Source organism: Paenibacillus xylanilyticus (assembly GCF_013359935.1).
Taxonomy (GTDB): domain Bacteria; phylum Bacillota; class Bacilli; order Paenibacillales; family Paenibacillaceae; genus Paenibacillus; species Paenibacillus xylanilyticus.
In genome coordinates, this window is the sequence record NZ_JABMCB010000192.1 from 475,637 (window position 1) to 494,356 (window position 18,720).

Genomic DNA, 18,720 nt, shown 5'->3' on the forward strand with positions numbered 1-18,720 from the left:
TAGTATCAAGAATTGCATAAAGTAGGTTAAGGAGGGCTGGTTTAATGTCCGAAGCCGTCACACAATTGACTGAATCTCTTTTGCAGCAATTCAAGAATGAGACGTTTGTACTCCTAAACACGGTTGACATTGAATCAGGAGGCCCGACGTCTACTGCGATCTCCTGGATTTATGCGGAGAATGCTTCTACGCTTCGGGTCGCTTTGGATCATCGTTCACGACTGGTGAACAATATGAAACAAAATCCGTTGATTACGGTCACGGTATTTGGAGAAGAGACGGTCTATGCGATCAACGGACGTGCTTCAGTTCGACAGGATCCTTTGCAGGATGTTCCTTTTAATATGTGCTGTTTCGACATTTCAATTGAAGCGGTCAGGAATGCCCTGTTTTATGGAGCCCAGCTATCCTCTGTGCCTCAATATGTCAAAATATACGATCAGTGTGCTGCTGAGAAATTGGATGAGCAGGTTTTTGCTGCCATGAAAAAAGCCTAGTGAGAAATCACTGGGCTTTTTGTTGCTTTTTGTCCGTGGAATGCTGCTGCATTTGCTGTTCATCTGGAGCCTGTTCATCCGGATTTTGACGGACTTTGACGTCTTTCGGGAGTTGTGGAATAATTCGTCCCACCATGTCAGCTAGTTCGGAAGCAAAACCGGATATCGGATGCCCTTGGCGGATATGTTCTCCGATTTCGCGAATGCGTTCAGTGACATCCGCATCAGCAGTTACGATGGAATCAATGCCTTCGGGATCTTTGCGCAGCGCTTCTGCAACCGTGTATTTTATAGTACCAACGCGTGCACGTTCCAGTTCACCATCTACATCAATGCCGACAACAGCTGTATTGCCTAAGATGACGCAGTTGGCATCTTTGACACCTTCCACTTGCTTGGCAAGCGCTTTGAGGTGGTTAATCCGATTATCGTTCGTCATCCGGCCTGTTTGGTTATCATCAGCAACGTTCAGTTCATGAACTTCACCCGTATTTTCATTGAAGCGGTCAAGGCGTGAAGGATTCATTCGGTCATCCTCTGTATAAAGCATGTGAGATCCGTTTTGTTGATCTTGCTGTGTTGTAACGTTACCTCCGTAACTTCTTGGATGCGTCTTATATTGCTCCGGTGAAGCGCTGCGAGTGGTGTTGTTGCAACCTGTAAGTATAAAGATCAGAAGCAGCGTGCAAACCCAATATTTCATAAATGTTCATCCTTTCTTGGAGTTTTTCAGAATGGTTGACAATTATTTTGTCCTAGACGAATACATTTATGTATGGGAGCATGATTGTCCATGCCGCTGCTGAAAGATCACACTATCACAGATGAACTTGGGAATGGAAAATACGGACTGCCTTTGCATCGAAATACAATGATTGAATCCGGCATTCCCGAGTTCACGTTCTAGCCCATGCCTTTAACGACGCCGCTTTGGAGGGGATTGAATGAAAAAGATTTTTGTATTGGATACCAACGTGCTTCTGCATGACCCCAATGCCATATTTGCCTTTGAGGAACATGAGGTAATCATTCCCGCGGTTGTACTGGAGGAAATTGACTCCAAAAAAAGAAATGCTGATGAAATTGGCCGCAATGCCCGAAATGTATCCCGATTACTTGATGGTTTGCGTGAGCTTGGTCACCTGCACAGTGGCGTGCCTCTGGCGAATGGAGGGAACCTGAAAGTTGAGCTCAACCATCGCAGTTTTGTAAAGGTACAAGAAATGTTCGGGGAAGTATCCAATGATAACCGGATTTTGGCGGTGGCTCTCAATTATCAAATCGAAGAAAATGAGAAAGAAGTCGTGGAACGGCAGGTCGTTCTGGTCAGCAAAGATGTACTCGTTCGTATCAAAGCAGATGTGCTCGGTCTGTTCACTCAAGATTACCTGTCCGATCGGACAGCAGGACTCAGTGAATTATATCCAGGCTACACAGCCTTGAAAGTTCATCCGTCGGTAATCGATGAGTTTTACACATATCGTTTTCTGCCGATCAAACCATTGCAGTTGTCCTATAAGCTTTATCCCAATGAATTTGTGATTCTCAAGGATGAGATGGGGACCAACAAATCAGCATTGCTAAAGGTAAACACGGAGGGAACCAAGCTTGAGCCGTTGTTCCTAAGTAATGATAATGTATGGGGCATTAGTGCACGAAACGCACAACAGCGTATGGCACTGGAATTGCTTTTAAACGATGATATACCACTCGTTACCATTACGGGAAAAGCCGGGACAGGAAAAACCTTATTGGCACTTGCTGCAGGCCTTCTTAAGGTGGAAGACGATCATAAATATAAAAAGTTGCTGATTGCGAGACCGGTGGTCCCAATGGGCAAGGATATCGGCTATCTGCCAGGGGAAAAGGAAGAGAAACTGAGACCATGGATGCAGCCCATTTACGATAATCTTGAATTTTTGTTTGATACAAAAAAGGCAGGAGATATTGACAAGATTTTGATGGGGCTCGGCAGTATTCAGGTTGAAGCACTAACGTATATTCGCGGACGTTCCATACCTGGTCAATTTATTATCGTAGATGAAGCACAAAACCTGTCCCGTCATGAAGTGAAAACAATTGTTTCTCGTGTAGGCGAAGGCAGTAAAATTATACTGATGGGTGACCCTGAACAAATTGACCATCCTTATCTGGATTCCGCAAGCAACGGTCTAACGTATGTGGTGGAACGATTCAAGCAGGAAGGCATCAGTGGACATATTATGCTGGAAAAAGGGGAGCGTTCCAAACTGGCTCAATTGGCAGCTGATTTGTTGTAAGCTAAACGGAGTATATTTCCCGGGAAAATATAAAAAAAATGCCGGCTCGGTTGAGCCGGTTTTTTTGCTGAAAAATTGAAAAAGAGATATTACACAGAACTCTGTATTCTCTTAGTATGCAAAAGCTCAAAAATCTGTTTTTTGGCAGGATAGGACAGGAGCACTACTATTTTGTTACAATAAACTTTACAGGAAAAATATAGGGAGCGAGGAGGAGAAGTTAATGAAGCGTAGGCATCAGGTCGTATTATTCGCAGTGCTGCTGCTTTCTTTGACCATTCTGTCTCCGAGCTTTGACTTTAGAGGGACACCTCAGAACCAGGAAGGGGATCAGGATAATAGTTCGTTTCCTAATACTTCATCCCGCAATGAGAATCAGCAAGTCCCGGTTGAGATCGTAGTTTCCATGTCTGAGAAGGAGTTTCAGGTCTTTTCCAAGATTGCTAACCAAATAGCAGATGCGCGTATGGTCGAGATTGATCTTCGAAATCTGGAAACGGATACATATCAAAATGTGCTGGAGGATGAACTTGCGGTAGGGGACAGCGGGGATATTATCCTGCTTGATAGTGCGGAGGTGCAGGGTTATGCAAAAAGAGGGCATTTATATCCTCTGAATGCAACAAGCCTATCTAAAACACTCGGTGAATCAGTATCCCGTTTACGGGAAAAGACCGAATGGAATGGATATCAATGGGGGATGCCATTTGATTTTGACCCCTACGTGCTTGCATCACGGTCTGATGTAGCTGCAGAGGCTGGTTTGGAGAGATTGCCACAAAATCTGGACGAGTGGACCAAGCTGCTGAATCAAATGGAGGAGAAGACCAGAGGATTGCTCACTATTAACATAAATGATCCTTTTGCCGCAGATGCTTGGTTAAATGAATTTGGGCCGGGAGTTGCTCCATCTACTGTAAGAAATACACCAGAGGCATCTACAAATGTGGGAGATGAACAGGTGCAGAGGGTACTGAATCGGATTCAGCCTTATATAAAGCCTCTGGACGCTGACCCAGAGTTTAATGATTCGGCCATGCAGGAGCAATCATTGTTGATTGTGACACGGTTTTCCAAGCTGTTGGAGGGAGATCAAGGGCTAAACGGGGATAAAAGATCACCAACAAACCGGGTCATGTTTAAACCGCTCGCCGCTATAAAATCCAGAAGTTTTGTGATTACATCCGGTTCTCATGAAGCGGAGCAGGCAAGCCGATGGATCGAAGGCATGATATCCGCTTCAGCGCAGTCGGATTGGTACCAACATGCCCATCATCTGCCTGCCAAACAGCAGCAATTGAACCTGGAGTCCAAAAAGCTAACGGATGGAGGACAAATGATCGGTGGTCAGGAATGGTTTGCGTCCGAGACATCTGAGAATGATGTTATTGAGAGCCCCATGCAGTTGTTACAGTACAAGAAGAAGATTCAACAGTTCCTTCAAGGAGAAATTTCAGCGAATCAGTATGTGAGTGGCATTCTTCAGATACATCATTCATCAAAATGAGATGGCAAGTTTAACTTCCAGTACACCTTTGCTTGTGGATACATCTGTAGCTTTCACAAAAGATAAAATTTTCTGTGGATAAAAACCGAGATCGAATTCCTTTTCAAGCATTCGTCGTGTCGTATCCGGTAGTTCCAACTGGTTAAAAACGAGTTTATCTACATGAAAACGGATGGAGTTTTGTGGCTCGTTTTCTACCGTATAGTGACCTTCGATGCTTAATTGTAACTGATCACGTTGTCCGGAGGCCGTAATCCGGTCCTCGTCAAACTGAAAAGCAAAATCTTCAAAGATAGGGTTCTGCTCACGCAGGAATTGATTCAAATCATCTTGTCCAATTCGGATTGTATAAGCTGTTCCTGTCGTGGAAATTCCACCATTCTGTTCTTGTATAAACTCTGGCAGATTCTGCATGGCTGCTGCTAATGCCCTGAAATAGCGTTTAACCTCGTATATACCCACATTTTCCCAGTAAATCGTCAACTCATCCATCAATTTTTGGATGGCCGCCGGATTTCCACTGGCTGAAACTTGTCCGTCCACTTCCTTTTGCAATGCGACTACACGCTCCCGCTGACTCTCCAAATTGGTTTTTAATTCGTCCAGTTCTGTTGTGGTCTGACTGATTTTGGATGAGGTCTCCTGTATACTCTGATAACGATCCTGATATTTGGTCAGGACTGCCTGGTCTCTGCCAATGATAATTTGGTAGTAATCATAAAGGATGAACAGATCTTTAAGCGATCTGGCGCCAAGCACAGTCATAAGAAGGTTGTCCCGTTCTCCCGTGTAATAGGACCTAACTACAGCACCTGCCCGATCTTGCTGGATATGTATTTGCTCTTCCTGTTCCTTTAGCTGGATCTGCAGCTCTTGTTGTTGTAGGTCAAGTTCCTTTTGCCTGACCGCAATACGTTCAATTTCATGATCGATCTCCACGATGGACAGACTCTTTTGCAAAATTTCACGAGTTTCCTCTGGTGATGCTTCTCCAAAGGCATATGTCGATGTGAGCTGGACAAATAGTAAGGTGAAGATAAATAGGGCGCTAATGCTATATCGACGGTTCACCGCATCATTCTCCTTTCCATATTTCAATATCCATTGTACAGGCTTCTGTCTTTCAGACAATATATGAAATGAAATCTTAAAATATCCTTAGTGGATACATAACGCTGAAAACAATCATTTAATCAGATATCCTATGTATTGAGAAACAACAAAAAAGCGAACCGGCCTATGGCCGGATCGCTTTGATGCTGTTGGCGGATTAAAGCGGCAACCCCATTTGGAACACAGTCCAGTAGCTGAACCCTGTGAAGGTAACGATCATATAACCCCAGAAGAGCAATATGTACGTTCTTTCGGTAAATTTTAAATACCCCAAAATGACGAAAAACGCAGTCTGCAGGAAAAAAAGCAAAGCCATCTCGACCAGATCTCCCGCAAAAGCCATCAGGCCAATCGTAAGCGTGAAGAACCCGAGTACCCGAAACATGCGTGCCACGGTTAGTCCTCCTCTCTATGTACGATCATAGATTGTCTACACAACATTATACCGGGAAAGGAAAATGGTGTAAACAGAATTGGATATGAAAGCGAATTCTTTTTTTGCTTCTCAGGAGTGTTTATAGGACATCTTTTGCATATATAACGTATGAGTACTGGCGAATATGGAAATACATTTTAGTATGAAATCAATTCTATGAACTCTATGAGAGGCATAAGAATGAATGAAGCAGCTTTTATACCTAATTCACAAGCCGGGAAACCGGTAATGAGGACGGTTATTTTAGGATGTTGTTAGGAGGGTATTATAGCATGACTGCAGTGAGACAGGATGCTTGGAGTACAGAGGACGATTTGATCTTGGCCGAGGTAACTTTGCGGCATATCCGGGAAGGCAGCACACAATTGGCAGCATTCGAGGAAGTTGGCGAAAAAATAGGCAGAACTTCTGCCGCTTGCGGTTTTCGCTGGAATAGCTGTGTACGCAAAAAGTATGAGTCGGCCATCAGCAATGCGAAGGCACAACGTCAAAAGAGAAGTTATCTTCGAAAACAACCGGCGTTGCTTGGACCCCAGGTCGCAGCTCTAACCACACTTGATACGGAAGAAAACTTGTATAAGGCCGATGGAGTATCGGAAGACTCGCTTTCTATTGATGCCGTGATTCGCTTTTTGCGCCAATGGAAAGGCACTGTACAGGAAAATGGACGACAACTCAAAATGCTCGAGAAGGAGCTTCGTGAAAAAGAAGATGAGCTCCATGAACTTCGCTGTGAGAATGACCGTCTGTCCAAAGAAGTGAATGAAGTACAGACTGATTATCGTGTGGTGAATGACGATTATAAAGCGTTGATTCAGATTATGGATCGTGCACGCAGGCTTGCTTTCCTGGCTGAGGAAGAAGAGGAACTCAAAACCCGTTTCAAAATGGACGCAAACGGAAACTTGGAACGAATTGAATAACGGATCAAGCTCTTTGAATGATGATTTTTGATCTGACCCGTCACATCTCCGTTACAAACGGCAGGTAAGACGGGTTTTTTGTTTGAAGTTTTTGTTCTATTATATATAGAAGTGATTATTGAGAGTGGAAGAGGGATGTCCCATGGTTATTGACGTTGTAGGAGCAGGCTCACTTGGCCTTTTATATGGAGGAAAACTTCAGGCAGCCGGATATCCTGTGCGGTTTTGGACCAGGACATCAGAACAAGCCGAAAAACTGCGTATGTACGGGTTAGATATCATGGAGCAGGGAGCGAAGGTAAAGTTGCTTCCTGAGTATATTCAGGCTTATCCGATATCGGAATTATCTGCCCGTTGGCATCATCAGCCTGGGGACTGGCTCCTCCTCATGGTTAAGCAGACAAGTATAGATGAGGTCCTTCATATCATGAAGACAATGAAGAATCATCTCATTAACATAGCCTGTTTTCAGAATGGGATGGGCCATATAGAGAAGATACATGCAGCCATGCCGTTGTCCCATCTGTATCGTGCAGTAACTACTGAAGGTGCCAAAAGGGTGGAGAACGGGGTTGTTCGTGCTGGTGAGGGGGAAACCTGGATTGGCAGAGGTGTACATAGTACAGCACTACAAGAAGGCACAAAAGGAAATCTGGAAGACATAAGCTTGGAAGTACTATTGCAGCAGGCAGGATTTAACTGTACAGTGTCGAATCAAATCGATAAGCTGATATACAGAAAGCTGCTAATTAATGCTGTCATTAACCCTCTCACGGCCATCTGGAGAATAACAAATGGGGAGTTGCTTCAGAATGAGCAGCGTATAACGGTTATGCGCCAACTCTATGATGAAGCTGCAGCCATTTATAAAGCCAATGAAATCATATTGGATTTCAATATGTGGGAGGAAGTTTTGTCCGTCTGCCGATCGACAGCCACTAATACGTCTTCAATGCTTGCAGATGTTATGCATGGGCGGCGTACTGAAGTGGAATCGATCAGTGGGCATATAGTCAGCATGGCACAACGGACTGGTTTGACTGCTCCGCTGCATGAAACAATGCTTCATCTGATCGAAGGAATTAGGCCGGAAGGAGTGAGTTAATGGGATTTTTTATCGTGCTGAGCATACTGCCGTTTTTTCCGTTTTTTATTGTGTATTGGGCCATGTATGGGTGGAAAAAGGATAAACGAGCTTCACTTCGCACCGCGATGGATGTAACGACTGTATTTCTGATTTTCTCCGTATCGGCGTTATTCAACTTAACATTTGATTCGAATTTTGGTTTTTATTTGACATTATTACTCATACTAATTGCACTCGGATTGATTGGGGGAGCTCAAAATAGGCTGAAAGGGAAAGTTGATGGGGGTCGAATGTTCCGGGCCGTTTGGCGCATGGCCTTTGTATTGATGAGTTTTGGGTATGTCTTGTTTACTATATTTGGCTTATTTAGATACTTAATGAAACAGATGTGAGGTTACATAACGCAAAAAGGCTAAAAAATGTGTCGATTTTGTCGAAAACTGAAAAAAACATTACTTTCTGAAAAAGTAATGTAGATTTTTTTGACCGGTGGTTGTATAATCTATAAACATAAACCACATCAATTTAGGGGGAAAGTGTTAGATGAAAAGGAAAAGTCTATTAGTCCTTTTGACGCTGATTCTGGCGTTCGGTACCGTACTTGCAGCGTGCGGATCGAAAAATGAAGGCACAAGTAACACGGGAACTGGCTCTGCAGGCGAGGAAAGCGGTCTCGCAAAAGATCAAGTGCTGAAAATTAACCTGACAGCTGAACCTCCTACGTTGGACCCGGCTCAGGCAAAAGACAGCCAAACCAACACTGTTCTGAAATTCTTGTATGAAGGTCTTGTACGCATCGACGCTGATGGTAAAGAAGCACCAGGCGTTGCAAATGACTGGAAAATTTCCGAAGATGGTTTGAAATATGTGTTCAACCTGAACCCGGATGCGAAATGGAGCAACGGTGATCCAATCACTGCTGAAGACTTCGTTCGTTCTTGGGAACGTGCACTGAAACCTGAAACGGCTTCTCCGTACGCGTACCAATTGTACTACATCAAAGGTGCTGAGGGTTTCAACCTGAGCAAAGACGAAACTTACAAAGGTACTAAAATCACAGATTTCTCCCAAGTGGGTGTAAAAGCTACTGATGAGCACACACTGGAAGTAACGTTGGAAAACCCAACACCTTACTTCTTGGGTCTGACAGCATTCTACACGTACTACCCAGTACACCAATCTGCTGACACAAATGATAAATTCTTCACAGACTACAAAAACATGATCGTTAACGGACCATTCACTATGGATCAATACGCTAAAGGTCAAAAAATCGTAGTTAAGAAAAACGAAGGCTACCATGCAGCTTCTGATATCAAATTGTCTGAAATTAACATGTCCTTGACAAGCAGCAGTGCTTCCGAACTGCAAGCATACAAGTCGGGACAACTGGATTACACAGGTGCACCTAACGGTGAAATCCCAACCGACCAAATTCCTTCTGTAAAAGCGGAATTGCCGGATGAGTTCAAAGCAACTGGTATCGCAAGTACTTACTACTACCAGTTCAACGTTAACGAAGCACCATTCAACAATGCTAAAATCCGTAAAGCTTTTGCAATGGCGATCGAGCGTCAACTGATCGTTGACAAAGTTACACAAGGTGGACAAGTTCCAGCTTACGGCTTTGTACCTCCAGGTATCCGCGGTGAAAACGGCGAGTTCCGTGATGAGCACAAAGACGACTACTTCACTGAAAATGTTGAAGAAGCAAAAGCATTGCTTGCTGAAGGTATGAAAGAAGAAGGATACACAACATTGCCAGCAGTTACACTGATCTACAACACTAGTGATGCTCACGCGAAAATCGCGCTTGCTGTTGCTGACATGTGGAAGAAAAACCTTGGTGTTGATGTGAAAACAGAAAACCAAGAGTGGGGCGTATTCCTTGAGAACCGTCAAAACCAAAACTTCCAAGTGGCTCGTGCGGGCTGGTCTGCTGACTACAACGATCCGTACAACTTCCTGGAAATGTGGACTACTGGTAACACAAACAATGACTCCAAGTTCAGCAACGAACAGTATGACAAAGATGTTAAAGAAACTGTGAAATCTGCTGATCCAGCTGCTCGTATGGCTGCATTTGCTGATGCTGAGAAAATCCTGATTCAAGATGAAATGGGCGTAATGCCAATCTATTACTACACTAACGTATCTTTGACTAAGCCTTACCTGAAAGGTGTACAACTTGATTTCAGTGGAGCAATTGACTTCACTCGTGCATATCTGGAAGAGAAATAAGTTGTTCTGAAGTCTATATGATTACTTCGGGATATATATGTGGAATTCCATATATATCCCGATTTTTTTGTATGTGCACCGATTTTCCTTATAATTCTTGAAATTTCCGATAAATGGATTGGACTTTATTCATGTCTAATTCTACAATCGATTTGTATACAAAATATTGTTTTTTGGAGGTGTGCAAGGGTTGGTTAAGTACGTGCTGAAAAAACTGCTATTTATGCTGCTATCGCTTTTCATACTCGCATCAGCAACCTTCTTCCTGATGAAGGCCATTCCGGGTGACCCTTTTACATCCGAGAAAAAAGTATCGCCTGAAATTCGGGCACTACTGGAAGAGAAGTATGGGCTGGACAAACCGATGTATGAACAATACCTGAAGTATATGGGTGGAATTCTCAAAGGTGATTTTGGTGTTTCAATGAAATATCTGAATCAAGAAGTAACCGACATGATCACTCAAACGTTTACAGCATCTCTGAAACTCGGGATCTTTGCAATTGTGATCTCAGTAGTCGTTGGGGTTCTGCTAGGACTTATCGCTGCAGTTTACCATCGTAAGCTGATAGATGATGTCACGATGATCCTGGCGGTAATTGGTATCGCAGTACCGAGCTTCTTGCTCGCATCCCTGCTTCAATACGTTTTCGCCTTCAAACTGGGCTGGTTTAACGTTATGGGATTCGACGGACCGCTTGACTATGTACTTCCGGTTGCGGCATTGTCTGCATCCCCGATTGCCTTTATCGCACGTTTGACGCGTTCCAGCATGCTCGAAGTGCTGCACGCGGATTACATCAAGACAGCTAAAGCCAAAGGTCTGAAATGGCCTGCAATCATGTTTAAACACGTTATTCGTAACGGTATTCTTCCCGTTGTAACTTATGTGGGTCCGATGACAGCTAACATCATCACGGGTTCCGTAGTTATTGAGCAAATCTTTAACATCGGGGGAATTGGTAAAGTATTCGTAGAGAGTATCACGAACCGGGATTATACAATGATCATGGGGATTACGATTTTCTATGGTATCCTCCTGATGTTGGCACGTTTCCTTACAGATATCGCATATGTGCTGATTGATCCTAGAATTAAGCTGGAAAGCCGGAAGGGGGCATAACGTTGTCTGGCACGAACAATAACAATAAAGCAACGGCGAACACTGCCCTGGATAGTCAGGCAGCGGTGAAATCGCAAGAAAGTGTATCGTTATGGAAAGACGCCATGTACAGACTTGCAACCAACAAGGCCGCGATGATCAGTTTGGGCGTTCTGGTTCTTGTTGTCATTTTCTCTTTGATTGGTCCAACTTCGTTGTTTACAAGTTATAATTATTATTCTAATGATTTGCTTAATGCCAATGCAGCGCCAAGTGCGGAGCACTGGTTCGGAACGGACGAGCTCGGTCGTGATGTGTGGGTAAGAACCTGGGTAGGTGCACGTGTATCCCTTACTGTAGGTTTGGCTGCTGCCTTGATTGACCTTGTCATCGGGGTAATCTACGGAGCGATTATGGGCTTCTACGGCGGACGTGTTGATGGAATCATGAACAAGTTCTCCGAAATCCTTTATTCCCTGCCGTACATGCTCGTTGTAATCTTGTTGCTGGTTGTTTTGGAACCAAGTCTTACGACCATTATCATTGCCCTTACGATCACAGGCTGGATCAGTATGTCCTGGATTGTACGTGGTGAGATCATGCAATTGAAAAACAGAGACTTTATTCTTGCTGCACGGTCCATGGGTGCAAGTACAGGACGTCAATTGTTCCGTCACCTGTTGCCAAATGCAGTAGGACCAATTCTCGTAACGCTGACGTTGTCTATTCCAAATGCCATCTTTGCCGAAGCGTTCCTGAGCTTCCTCGGACTGGGTGTTTCTGCACCGAAATCTTCCCTGGGTTCTATGATCAATGACGCATTGACAGGCTGGACGCTGTATCCTTGGCGGATGTGGTTCCCTGCAGGTCTGATGGTACTCACAATGCTTGCATTCAACTTGCTCGGTGACGGTCTGCGTGATGCACTCGATCCGAAATTGCGTAAATAGAAATAGGAGGTGGGATTATGGAGCCAATCTTAACAGTCAAGGACCTAAGCGTGTCGTTTACAACACGTTCTGGTGAATTTGATGCCGTTAAAAATGTAAGTTTTGAACTTGGCAAAGGAGAGACGCTGGGGATTGTTGGTGAATCCGGTAGTGGTAAGAGTGTTACCGCCCAAACCATCATGAAGCTGATTCCCTCCCCGCCTTCGAAGGTCAAAAGTGGAGAGATTACTTTTCACGGGCAGAGCCTGCTTGGAAAAACAGATAAACAAATGGAAGCCATCCGTGGTAAAGACATCGGGATGATCTTCCAGGATCCAATGACTTCATTGAATCCTACAATTAAAGTCGGTAAGCAAATTACAGAAGTACTTCGCAAACACCAAAATATGTCCAAAAAAGAAGCTGAGAAGCGTGCTTTGGAAATGTTGGAGCTCGTGGGTATCAAAAATGCGGCAATTCGCATGAATCACTACCCACACCAATTTTCCGGTGGTATGCGTCAGCGTGCAATGATTGCCATTGCCCTGGCGTGCCGTCCATCCCTTCTCATTGCGGATGAGCCGACAACAGCACTTGATGTAACCATTCAGGCGCAAATCCTGGATGTCATGAAGGATATGCAGCAAAAGCTTGGAACATCCATCATGCTCATTACCCATGACCTTGGTGTAGTAGCTGGTATGTGTGACCGCGTTGTTGTTATGAAGGAAGGCGAAGTAGTGGAGACGGGAACGACAGCTGAAATTTTCAGCAATCCTAAGCATCCATATACAATCAAATTGTTGAACGCCTTGCCTCGTTTGGACGAGCCTAAGAAAGAAAAACCTACTCCGGTTGGTATTATCAAAGGTGCCAACAAGCCGCTAGTTGAAGTGAAGAACCTGAAACAATACTTCAATCTGGGTAAAGGTAACATTCTCAAAGCGGTTAATGATGTCAGCTTTGATATTTTTGAAGGCGAAACCCTTGGAGTTGTAGGGGAATCCGGATGTGGAAAATCCACAACGGGACGTACAATTCTTCGCCTTTATGAGCCAACAGGCGGAAATGTTAACTTTAACGGAACAGATATCTATAAGCTGTCTCCGCGCAAAATGAAAGAAATGCGCAAAGATATGCAAATGATTTTCCAGGATCCATATGCATCGCTGAATCCACGTTTCAACGTTATGGATATTATCGGCGAATCGCTTGATATCCACGGCCTGGCTTCCAGCGGTAAAGAGCGGAAGAGACGTGTAGAGGAATTGCTGGATCTCGTAGGTTTGAATCCAAGCCATGCGCTCCGTTATCCGCATGAATTCTCTGGTGGTCAAAGACAACGGATCGGTATTGCACGTGCGCTGGCAGTTGACCCTAAATTCATCATTTGTGATGAGCCTTTGTCAGCACTCGATGTATCCATCCAAGCCCAAGTAGTTAAGTTGCTTGAAGAGCTGCAGCAGCGTCTTGGTTTGACTTACCTCTTCATCGCGCATGACTTGTCCATGGTTAAGCATATCAGTGACCGTGTTGCGGTTATGTACATGGGTAAAGTAGTGGAGCTGGCTGAGAGTGAGGAGTTGTATTCCAACCCGGTTCACCCTTATACCAAAACATTGCTTTCTGCGATTCCCGTACCTGATCCGGAAGTGGAAGCAAACAAACGCCGCATTTTGCTGCCGGATGAACAGTCTGGTCCAATCCAAAATGCAGGCAGTGGTCCTGTAAACGATCCTTATAACCTGGAGAATGCTCAATTGATTGAGATTTCCAAAGGTCACTGGGTTTCAGAACCTTACGTATAAGAGATTATTACACCGCTTGAACTCATTTATGTTATCAAACCGTCGGCTTGTCCGGCGGTTTTTGTTTTTTCAATTACTTTCTTTTGACGAAGAGGCCTGTAATTCGGTACAATCAAGAAAGGCTCTTTGAAGCAGAATAGGAGGCAGACCTCATGAAGGCTATTACCGAGGCACTCCGCAGTGGAACGCAACTTGCAGAAGATTATATCTGCTCACGTGATGCTGCGCGGGGCCTTTACGAGTATGACATTCACTGGGAGTCTGGACTTCATGCGCGTGCCGAATGGTTGAATCAATCGGAGAACACACGTGTGAACCGCCAGAACCTGGTAGAGTATTTACGCATATATAACAAACGTTTGAATGATCACGAAGCTGTACATCACTCCATCTCCCGTCTGGCTGAGGAAGGTACGTTTGTGGTTACGGGGGGACAGCAGAGCGGATTGCTTACAGGTCCGCTATTCGTTATCTACAAAGCTGCGAGCGTGGTTGCAGCTGCCCGTGAAGCGGAGGCCACACTTCAGCGTCCGGTAGTTCCTGTATTTTGGATCGCTGGCGAAGATCATGACTGGGACGAAGTGAACCACACCTATCTGCCTGATCGCAATGGAGAAATGACCAAAGTCAAGCTGCATGGTCGATTTGATGGCCGGAATTCGGTGAGTGGTGTCGAAATTGCAGTGGAACAGTGGATGAACGTACTTGAGCAGGTGGAGCACCTGCTGCCGGATACTGTACATAAACCTGGATTAATGGAGATGCTCAATCGTATCCATCAATCCAGCTCGAATCTTAGTGATGCGTTTGCCAGAATGTTGTCAGCTTTGTTCGGCAATAGCGGACTTGTCCTTATGGATGCGGCAGATCCCGGATTACGCGAACTGGAACAGCCTGTATTTGAAAGATTGATTCGTGAGAACACCTCGTTGCGCGAAGCTTATTTGCAAGGGGCAAGCATGGTGCAGGAGTCGGGGTACTCCATGCCGGCCGAGGTTGCTGAAGACGGAGCAAATCTGTTTTATATTCACGATGGGGCTCGTTTGCTTTTATTCCTAAAAGATGGTTTGTATACGGACCGAAAAGGATTAGTGTCTTTTACGGAAGAACGACTACTTCAGGAGCTTGGAGAACATCCCGAGCGTTTCAGTAATAATGTATTAACCCGTCCGCTAATGCAGGATTCCGTACTACCTGTAGCTGCGGTAATTCTGGGACAGGGTGAGATTGCATACTGGGGATTAACCAGAACTGCATTTCGCCAGTTTGGTCTGCAAATGCCCATCTTGCTACCACGGTTGTCTTATACCATCCTGGAAGATGTACATCACAAACATATGAATCAGTACGAGCTCTCTTTTCAAGATGTGCAATACCGTATGGAAGAAAAAAGAGAGCAGTGGCTCGCTGGACAGGAAACATTCCAAGTCAAGGAACAATTTGAACAGGTCCAGCAAACATTTGCTGAGCTCTATCGCCCATTGCTCGATCAACTTGCGCAAATTCACGCCGGACTTGATCGGATCGGAGAGACGAATCTGAGGAAGATTAATGAACAGATTCAATATCTCGAAAAGCAAACACAGAAAGCGATCATGGACAAACATGAGGTCGGACTGAGACATTGGAATGGCATACAGAATTCTCTCTTTCCTATGAATAAACCACAGGAACGAGTGCACAATGCGCTCTTCTATTTGAACCGTTATGGAACAAAGTGGATTGAGGAACTGATTGAGAACGGACGTGAATTCCGTGGGCAACATCAAGTGATTACGTTATAACCATGTGCTTAGCAGAAGACCTTTATAATAGAAGAAACAGATAAACGAGGAGGATGTGCATGACTACATCTGCATTGCAAAACAGTATTGTCAAGGATATGGGACTTGCTTCTGAAGGTCATCTGAAAATTGATTGGGTTGAGGCACATATGCCGGTGTTGAACCGGATTCGCCGCCAATTTGAACAGGATCTGCCTTTCAAAGGTTTAAAGGTTGCCATTTGCCTTCACCTTGAAGCCAAAACAGCTTACCTGGCCAAAGTTATTCAGGCTGGGGGTGCAGAAGTTACCATTACACACAGTAACCCATTGTCGACCCAGGATGATGTATGTGCGGCTCTTGTGGAAGATGGAGTTACCGTTTATGCCAAATACAATCCGGGGCCTGAAGAGTTCAAACAGCTGCAGCTTCGTGCACTGGAAGTTAAACCTGATCTGATCATTGATGACGGTGGTGATTTCGCTACCATTATTGCCTCTGAACGTCCTGACCTTGCTGCTACCATTCGTGGAGGCGCAGAGGAAACGACAACAGGGATTATCCGTCTGAAAGCATTGGCGAAAGAAGGACAACTGCAATTCCCGATGGTGGCAGTTAATGACGCTTATTGCAAATACCTGTTCGACAACCGTTACGGTACAGGGCAATCTGCTTTTGATGGCATCATCCGTACAACCAATCTGGTTGTAGCCGGAAAGAATGTAGTTGTAGCGGGTTACGGCTGGTGTGGCAAAGGCGTGGCGATGCGCGCCAAAGGGCTCGGAGCAAATGTAATCGTAACAGAAATTGATCCAATCAAAGCAGTAGAGGCACATATGGACGGTTTCCGCGTAATGACTATGGTGGAAGCAGCCAAACTGGGAGATTTCTTTATCGCTGTTACCGGCAATAAGGATGTAATCACGGGTGAACACTATGATGTGATGAAAGATGGAGCGATCCTGAGCAATGCGGGTCATTTTGATGTGGAAGTTAATAAACCTGAACTTGCCAAACGGTCAGAATCGATTCGTACGGTGCGTCGCAACATTGAGGAATATCGTTTCAAGGATGGACGCAAAATGTACCTTCTGGCAGAAGGTCGTCTTGTGAATCTGGGTGCAGCTGACGGCCATCCTGCTGAGATCATGGACACGACATTTGCATTGCAGGCTTTGGGTCTGCGCTATGTGAGCGAGAACTATGCTGCATTGGGTAAGACGGTTGTTAATGTACCTTATGAGATCGACCAACAGGTGGCCAGCTACAAACTGGAAAGCCTGGATATTTCGATTGATTCCCTGTCAGCCGAGCAAGAAAAATATTTGGATAGCTGGAGATTTTAGTGTGATCCAATAATTACAAGCTGATGAACTGAGTCAAAGGGTATAGAATAGTGTATTGATGATATGGCTCATATGCGGTTGTATGTAGGATAACCATTACTGGGGAAACGCCTTTGATCCTGAGCGACAGGATCAAAGGCGTTTTTTGATGCTGCAGAATGAAAAAAAATCAAACTAGCAAGAAGGGTTTTGATTTTTTAGTGCGAATCTATTATGCTTAGGTGGTGGAAAGTGGGGCAAAGTGGGAGAAACGGGTGAGGAGTGAGTGGGCCAATGTTTATGGGGGAGTTCCAACATAGCATTGATGACAAGGGTCGGGTTATTATTCCGGCCAAATTCCGCGAATCTCTTGGACCCTCTTTCGTTGTCACACGGGGTTTGGACCAGTGTCTTTTCGTGTACCCCATGGAGGAGTGGGGGGTCATGGAACAGAAGCTCAAAGCACTGCCTTTGATGAAGTCGGATGCACGTGCGTTTACCCGCTTTTTTTTCTCGGGTGCTACCGAATGTGAATTGGACAAACAGGGCAGGGTAAATTTGCCGGGCAATTTACGGGAGTATGCCAAACTGGACAAGGATTGTGTTGTTCTTGGCGTATCGAACCGGGTGGAGATCTGGAGCAAAGGCATATGGGAGAGTTATTTCAATCAATCCGAGGAAGCATTCAACGACATTGCCGAAAAGCTGGTCGATTTTAATTTTGATTTATAAAGTCAGGAGGGGTGCAGGTTGTTTCACCACATAACCGTACTCAAAGAAGAGGCAACAGAGGGATTAAACATCAAGCAGGACGGTATATACGTGGACTGCACTTTAGGTGGAGGAGGACATAGTTCCGTCATTGCTTCCAAGCTCGGTCCAGGGGGAAGGCTTATCGCACTGGATCAGGATGATTGGGCTTTGGATAATGCACGTGAAAAGCTTGCTTCATATGGAGATCGTGTCACGCTGGTTAAAACGAATTTCCGCGATTTGGAACAGGTATTGAAAGAACTAAATGTTCCAATGAAGGACGGCGTGCCACAAGTGGATGGCATTTTGTATGATTTGGGCGTGTCATCACCTCAATTCGATGAAGGAGAACGTGGGTTTAGTTACAATCACGATGCTCCGCTGGACATGAGGATGGATCAGGATGCATTCCTTACAGCCAAAGAAATTGTCAACGAATGGCCTGAAGAGGAGATTGCCCGGATTCTATACCGTTACGGTGAAGAGAAATTTTCAAGACGAATTGCGCGTGTCATTGTGGAGAAACGAAGCCAATCTGTCATTGAGACCACAGGAGAGCTAGTGGAGTTAATCAAGGAAGGCATCCCGGCAGCTGCTCGCCGAACAGGTGGCCATCCTGCGAAACGCAGCTTCCAGGCTTTGCGGATTGCAGTAAATGATGAGCTGGGTGCGTTCGAGGAAGGATTGCATCAGGCGGTTCGGTGCCTGGCACCAGGTGGACGTGTATCTGTTATTACCTTTCACTCGCTTGAGGATCGGATTTGTAAACAAATATTCAGCAGTTATCTGGAGAAGTGTACATGCCCCCCTGATTTTCCGTTATGTGTGTGCGGCGGTAAGGGCATATTGCGTTTAGTCAACAGGAAGCCGCTGATTCCAACGGAAACAGAGCTGGCCGAGAACTCCCGTGCACGTTCAGCGAAGCTGCGCGTAGCCGAGAAACTGTAATCCAAGAGC

Annotated in this window: 17 protein-coding genes; 14 read left to right on the forward strand and 3 right to left on the reverse strand. The window is 45.0% G+C overall.

Annotated features, from left to right (window positions below):
* Positions 1 to 44 precede the first annotated feature (44 nt).
* Positions 45 to 497: a pyridoxamine 5'-phosphate oxidase family protein gene (locus tag HP552_RS22025; protein ID WP_175397518.1), complete on the forward strand. Its 453-nt coding sequence runs from the start codon at positions 45 to 47 to the stop codon at positions 495 to 497.
* Between the two features lie 7 nt (positions 498 to 504).
* Here the strand turns inward: HP552_RS22025 and HP552_RS22030 are convergent, their stop codons facing one another.
* Positions 505 to 1,200 (reverse strand): YhcN/YlaJ family sporulation lipoprotein, encoded by a 696-nt coding sequence (locus HP552_RS22030; protein ID WP_175397519.1) that lies wholly within the window; start codon positions 1,198 to 1,200, stop codon positions 505 to 507.
* Positions 1,201 to 1,441: 241 nt separating this feature from the next.
* Here HP552_RS22030 and HP552_RS22035 point away from each other — a divergent pair, with 241 nt between their 5' ends.
* Positions 1,442 to 2,776 (forward strand): PhoH family protein, encoded by a 1,335-nt coding sequence (locus HP552_RS22035; protein ID WP_175397520.1) that lies wholly within the window; start codon positions 1,442 to 1,444, stop codon positions 2,774 to 2,776.
* Between the two features lie 223 nt (positions 2,777 to 2,999).
* Positions 3,000 to 4,283 (forward strand): ABC transporter substrate-binding protein, encoded by a 1,284-nt coding sequence (locus HP552_RS22040; protein ID WP_175397521.1) that lies wholly within the window; start codon positions 3,000 to 3,002, stop codon positions 4,281 to 4,283.
* Here the strand turns inward: HP552_RS22040 and HP552_RS22045 are convergent.
* On the reverse strand, positions 4,275 to 5,354 hold the full coding sequence (locus tag HP552_RS22045; RefSeq protein ID WP_175397522.1) for a hypothetical protein: 1,080 nt from the start codon (positions 5,352 to 5,354) through the stop codon (positions 4,275 to 4,277). The two genes, HP552_RS22040 and HP552_RS22045, sit on opposite strands and share 9 nt — an antisense overlap.
* A gap of 199 nt (positions 5,355 to 5,553) precedes the next feature.
* Complete coding sequence (locus HP552_RS22050) at positions 5,554 to 5,790, reverse strand: DUF2626 domain-containing protein (protein ID WP_095289941.1); 237 nt, start codon at positions 5,788 to 5,790, stop codon at positions 5,554 to 5,556.
* A gap of 314 nt (positions 5,791 to 6,104) precedes the next feature.
* Here HP552_RS22050 and HP552_RS22055 point away from each other — a divergent pair, with 314 nt between their 5' ends.
* From HP552_RS22055 to rsmH, 11 genes are all read left to right on the forward strand, one after another.
* Entirely contained in the window at positions 6,105 to 6,755 is a 651-nt protein-coding gene (locus HP552_RS22055) for an RsfA family transcriptional regulator (RefSeq protein WP_175397523.1), read from the forward strand.
* 142 nt (positions 6,756 to 6,897) lie between these two features.
* Positions 6,898 to 7,860 (forward strand): ketopantoate reductase family protein, encoded by a 963-nt coding sequence (locus tag HP552_RS22060; RefSeq protein WP_175397524.1) that lies wholly within the window; start codon positions 6,898 to 6,900, stop codon positions 7,858 to 7,860.
* The gene (locus HP552_RS22065; RefSeq protein WP_175397525.1) at positions 7,860 to 8,234 is read left to right on the forward strand and encodes a DUF3397 domain-containing protein; all 375 of its coding nucleotides are present in this window, start codon (positions 7,860 to 7,862) and stop codon (positions 8,232 to 8,234) included. Before HP552_RS22060 ends, HP552_RS22065 begins: the two co-directional genes overlap by 1 nt.
* A gap of 151 nt (positions 8,235 to 8,385) precedes the next feature.
* Positions 8,386 to 10,083, forward strand: a complete 1,698-nt coding sequence (locus tag HP552_RS22070; protein WP_175397526.1) for a peptide ABC transporter substrate-binding protein — start codon at positions 8,386 to 8,388, stop codon at positions 10,081 to 10,083.
* A 190-nt stretch (positions 10,084 to 10,273) separates the two neighbouring features.
* Positions 10,274 to 11,206, forward strand: a complete 933-nt coding sequence (locus HP552_RS22075; RefSeq protein ID WP_095289949.1) for an ABC transporter permease — start codon at positions 10,274 to 10,276, stop codon at positions 11,204 to 11,206.
* A gap of 47 nt (positions 11,207 to 11,253) precedes the next feature.
* On the forward strand, positions 11,254 to 12,135 hold the full coding sequence (locus HP552_RS22080) for an ABC transporter permease (protein WP_376768976.1): 882 nt from the start codon (positions 11,254 to 11,256) through the stop codon (positions 12,133 to 12,135).
* 17 nt (positions 12,136 to 12,152) lie between these two features.
* Complete coding sequence (locus HP552_RS22085) at positions 12,153 to 13,922, forward strand: ABC transporter ATP-binding protein (RefSeq protein WP_175397528.1); 1,770 nt, start codon at positions 12,153 to 12,155, stop codon at positions 13,920 to 13,922.
* Between the two features lie 152 nt (positions 13,923 to 14,074).
* Positions 14,075 to 15,706: a bacillithiol biosynthesis cysteine-adding enzyme BshC gene (bshC, locus tag HP552_RS22090; RefSeq protein ID WP_175397529.1), complete on the forward strand. Its 1,632-nt coding sequence runs from the start codon at positions 14,075 to 14,077 to the stop codon at positions 15,704 to 15,706.
* Between the two features lie 59 nt (positions 15,707 to 15,765).
* Positions 15,766 to 17,031 (forward strand): adenosylhomocysteinase, encoded by a 1,266-nt coding sequence (locus HP552_RS22095; protein ID WP_175397530.1) that lies wholly within the window; start codon positions 15,766 to 15,768, stop codon positions 17,029 to 17,031.
* A 273-nt stretch (positions 17,032 to 17,304) separates the two neighbouring features.
* Positions 17,305 to 17,742 carry a division/cell wall cluster transcriptional repressor MraZ gene (gene mraZ, locus HP552_RS22100; RefSeq protein WP_017687291.1) on the forward strand — a complete coding sequence of 146 codons (438 nt, stop codon included), beginning with the start codon at positions 17,305 to 17,307 and terminating at the stop codon, positions 17,740 to 17,742.
* An 18-nt stretch (positions 17,743 to 17,760) separates the two neighbouring features.
* Positions 17,761 to 18,711: a 16S rRNA (cytosine(1402)-N(4))-methyltransferase RsmH gene (gene rsmH / locus HP552_RS22105; protein ID WP_175397531.1), complete on the forward strand. Its 951-nt coding sequence runs from the start codon at positions 17,761 to 17,763 to the stop codon at positions 18,709 to 18,711.
* Positions 18,712 to 18,720: the final 9 nt, after the last annotated feature.

Bases quoted from the DNA above. Each gene is read 5' to 3' on its own strand.
- HP552_RS22025 (WP_175397518.1), top strand. From the start codon at position 45: ATGTCCGAAGCCGTCACACAATTGACTGAATCTCTTTTGCAGCAATTC.
- mraZ (WP_017687291.1), top strand. From the start codon at position 17,305: ATGTTTATGGGGGAGTTCCAACATAGCATTGATGACAAGGGTCGGGTT.
- HP552_RS22085 (WP_175397528.1), top strand. From the start codon at position 12,153: ATGGAGCCAATCTTAACAGTCAAGGACCTAAGCGTGTCGTTTACAACA.
- HP552_RS22030 (WP_175397519.1), bottom strand. From the start codon at position 1,200: ATGAAATATTGGGTTTGCACGCTGCTTCTGATCTTTATACTTACAGGT.
- HP552_RS22095 (WP_175397530.1), top strand. From the start codon at position 15,766: ATGACTACATCTGCATTGCAAAACAGTATTGTCAAGGATATGGGACTT.
- bshC (WP_175397529.1), top strand. From the start codon at position 14,075: ATGAAGGCTATTACCGAGGCACTCCGCAGTGGAACGCAACTTGCAGAA.
- HP552_RS22060 (WP_175397524.1), top strand. From the start codon at position 6,898: ATGGTTATTGACGTTGTAGGAGCAGGCTCACTTGGCCTTTTATATGGA.
- HP552_RS22070 (WP_175397526.1), top strand. From the start codon at position 8,386: ATGAAAAGGAAAAGTCTATTAGTCCTTTTGACGCTGATTCTGGCGTTC.
- HP552_RS22040 (WP_175397521.1), top strand. From the start codon at position 3,000: ATGAAGCGTAGGCATCAGGTCGTATTATTCGCAGTGCTGCTGCTTTCT.
- HP552_RS22035 (WP_175397520.1), top strand. From the start codon at position 1,442: ATGAAAAAGATTTTTGTATTGGATACCAACGTGCTTCTGCATGACCCC.
- HP552_RS22055 (WP_175397523.1), top strand. From the start codon at position 6,105: ATGACTGCAGTGAGACAGGATGCTTGGAGTACAGAGGACGATTTGATC.
- HP552_RS22065 (WP_175397525.1), top strand. From the start codon at position 7,860: ATGGGATTTTTTATCGTGCTGAGCATACTGCCGTTTTTTCCGTTTTTT.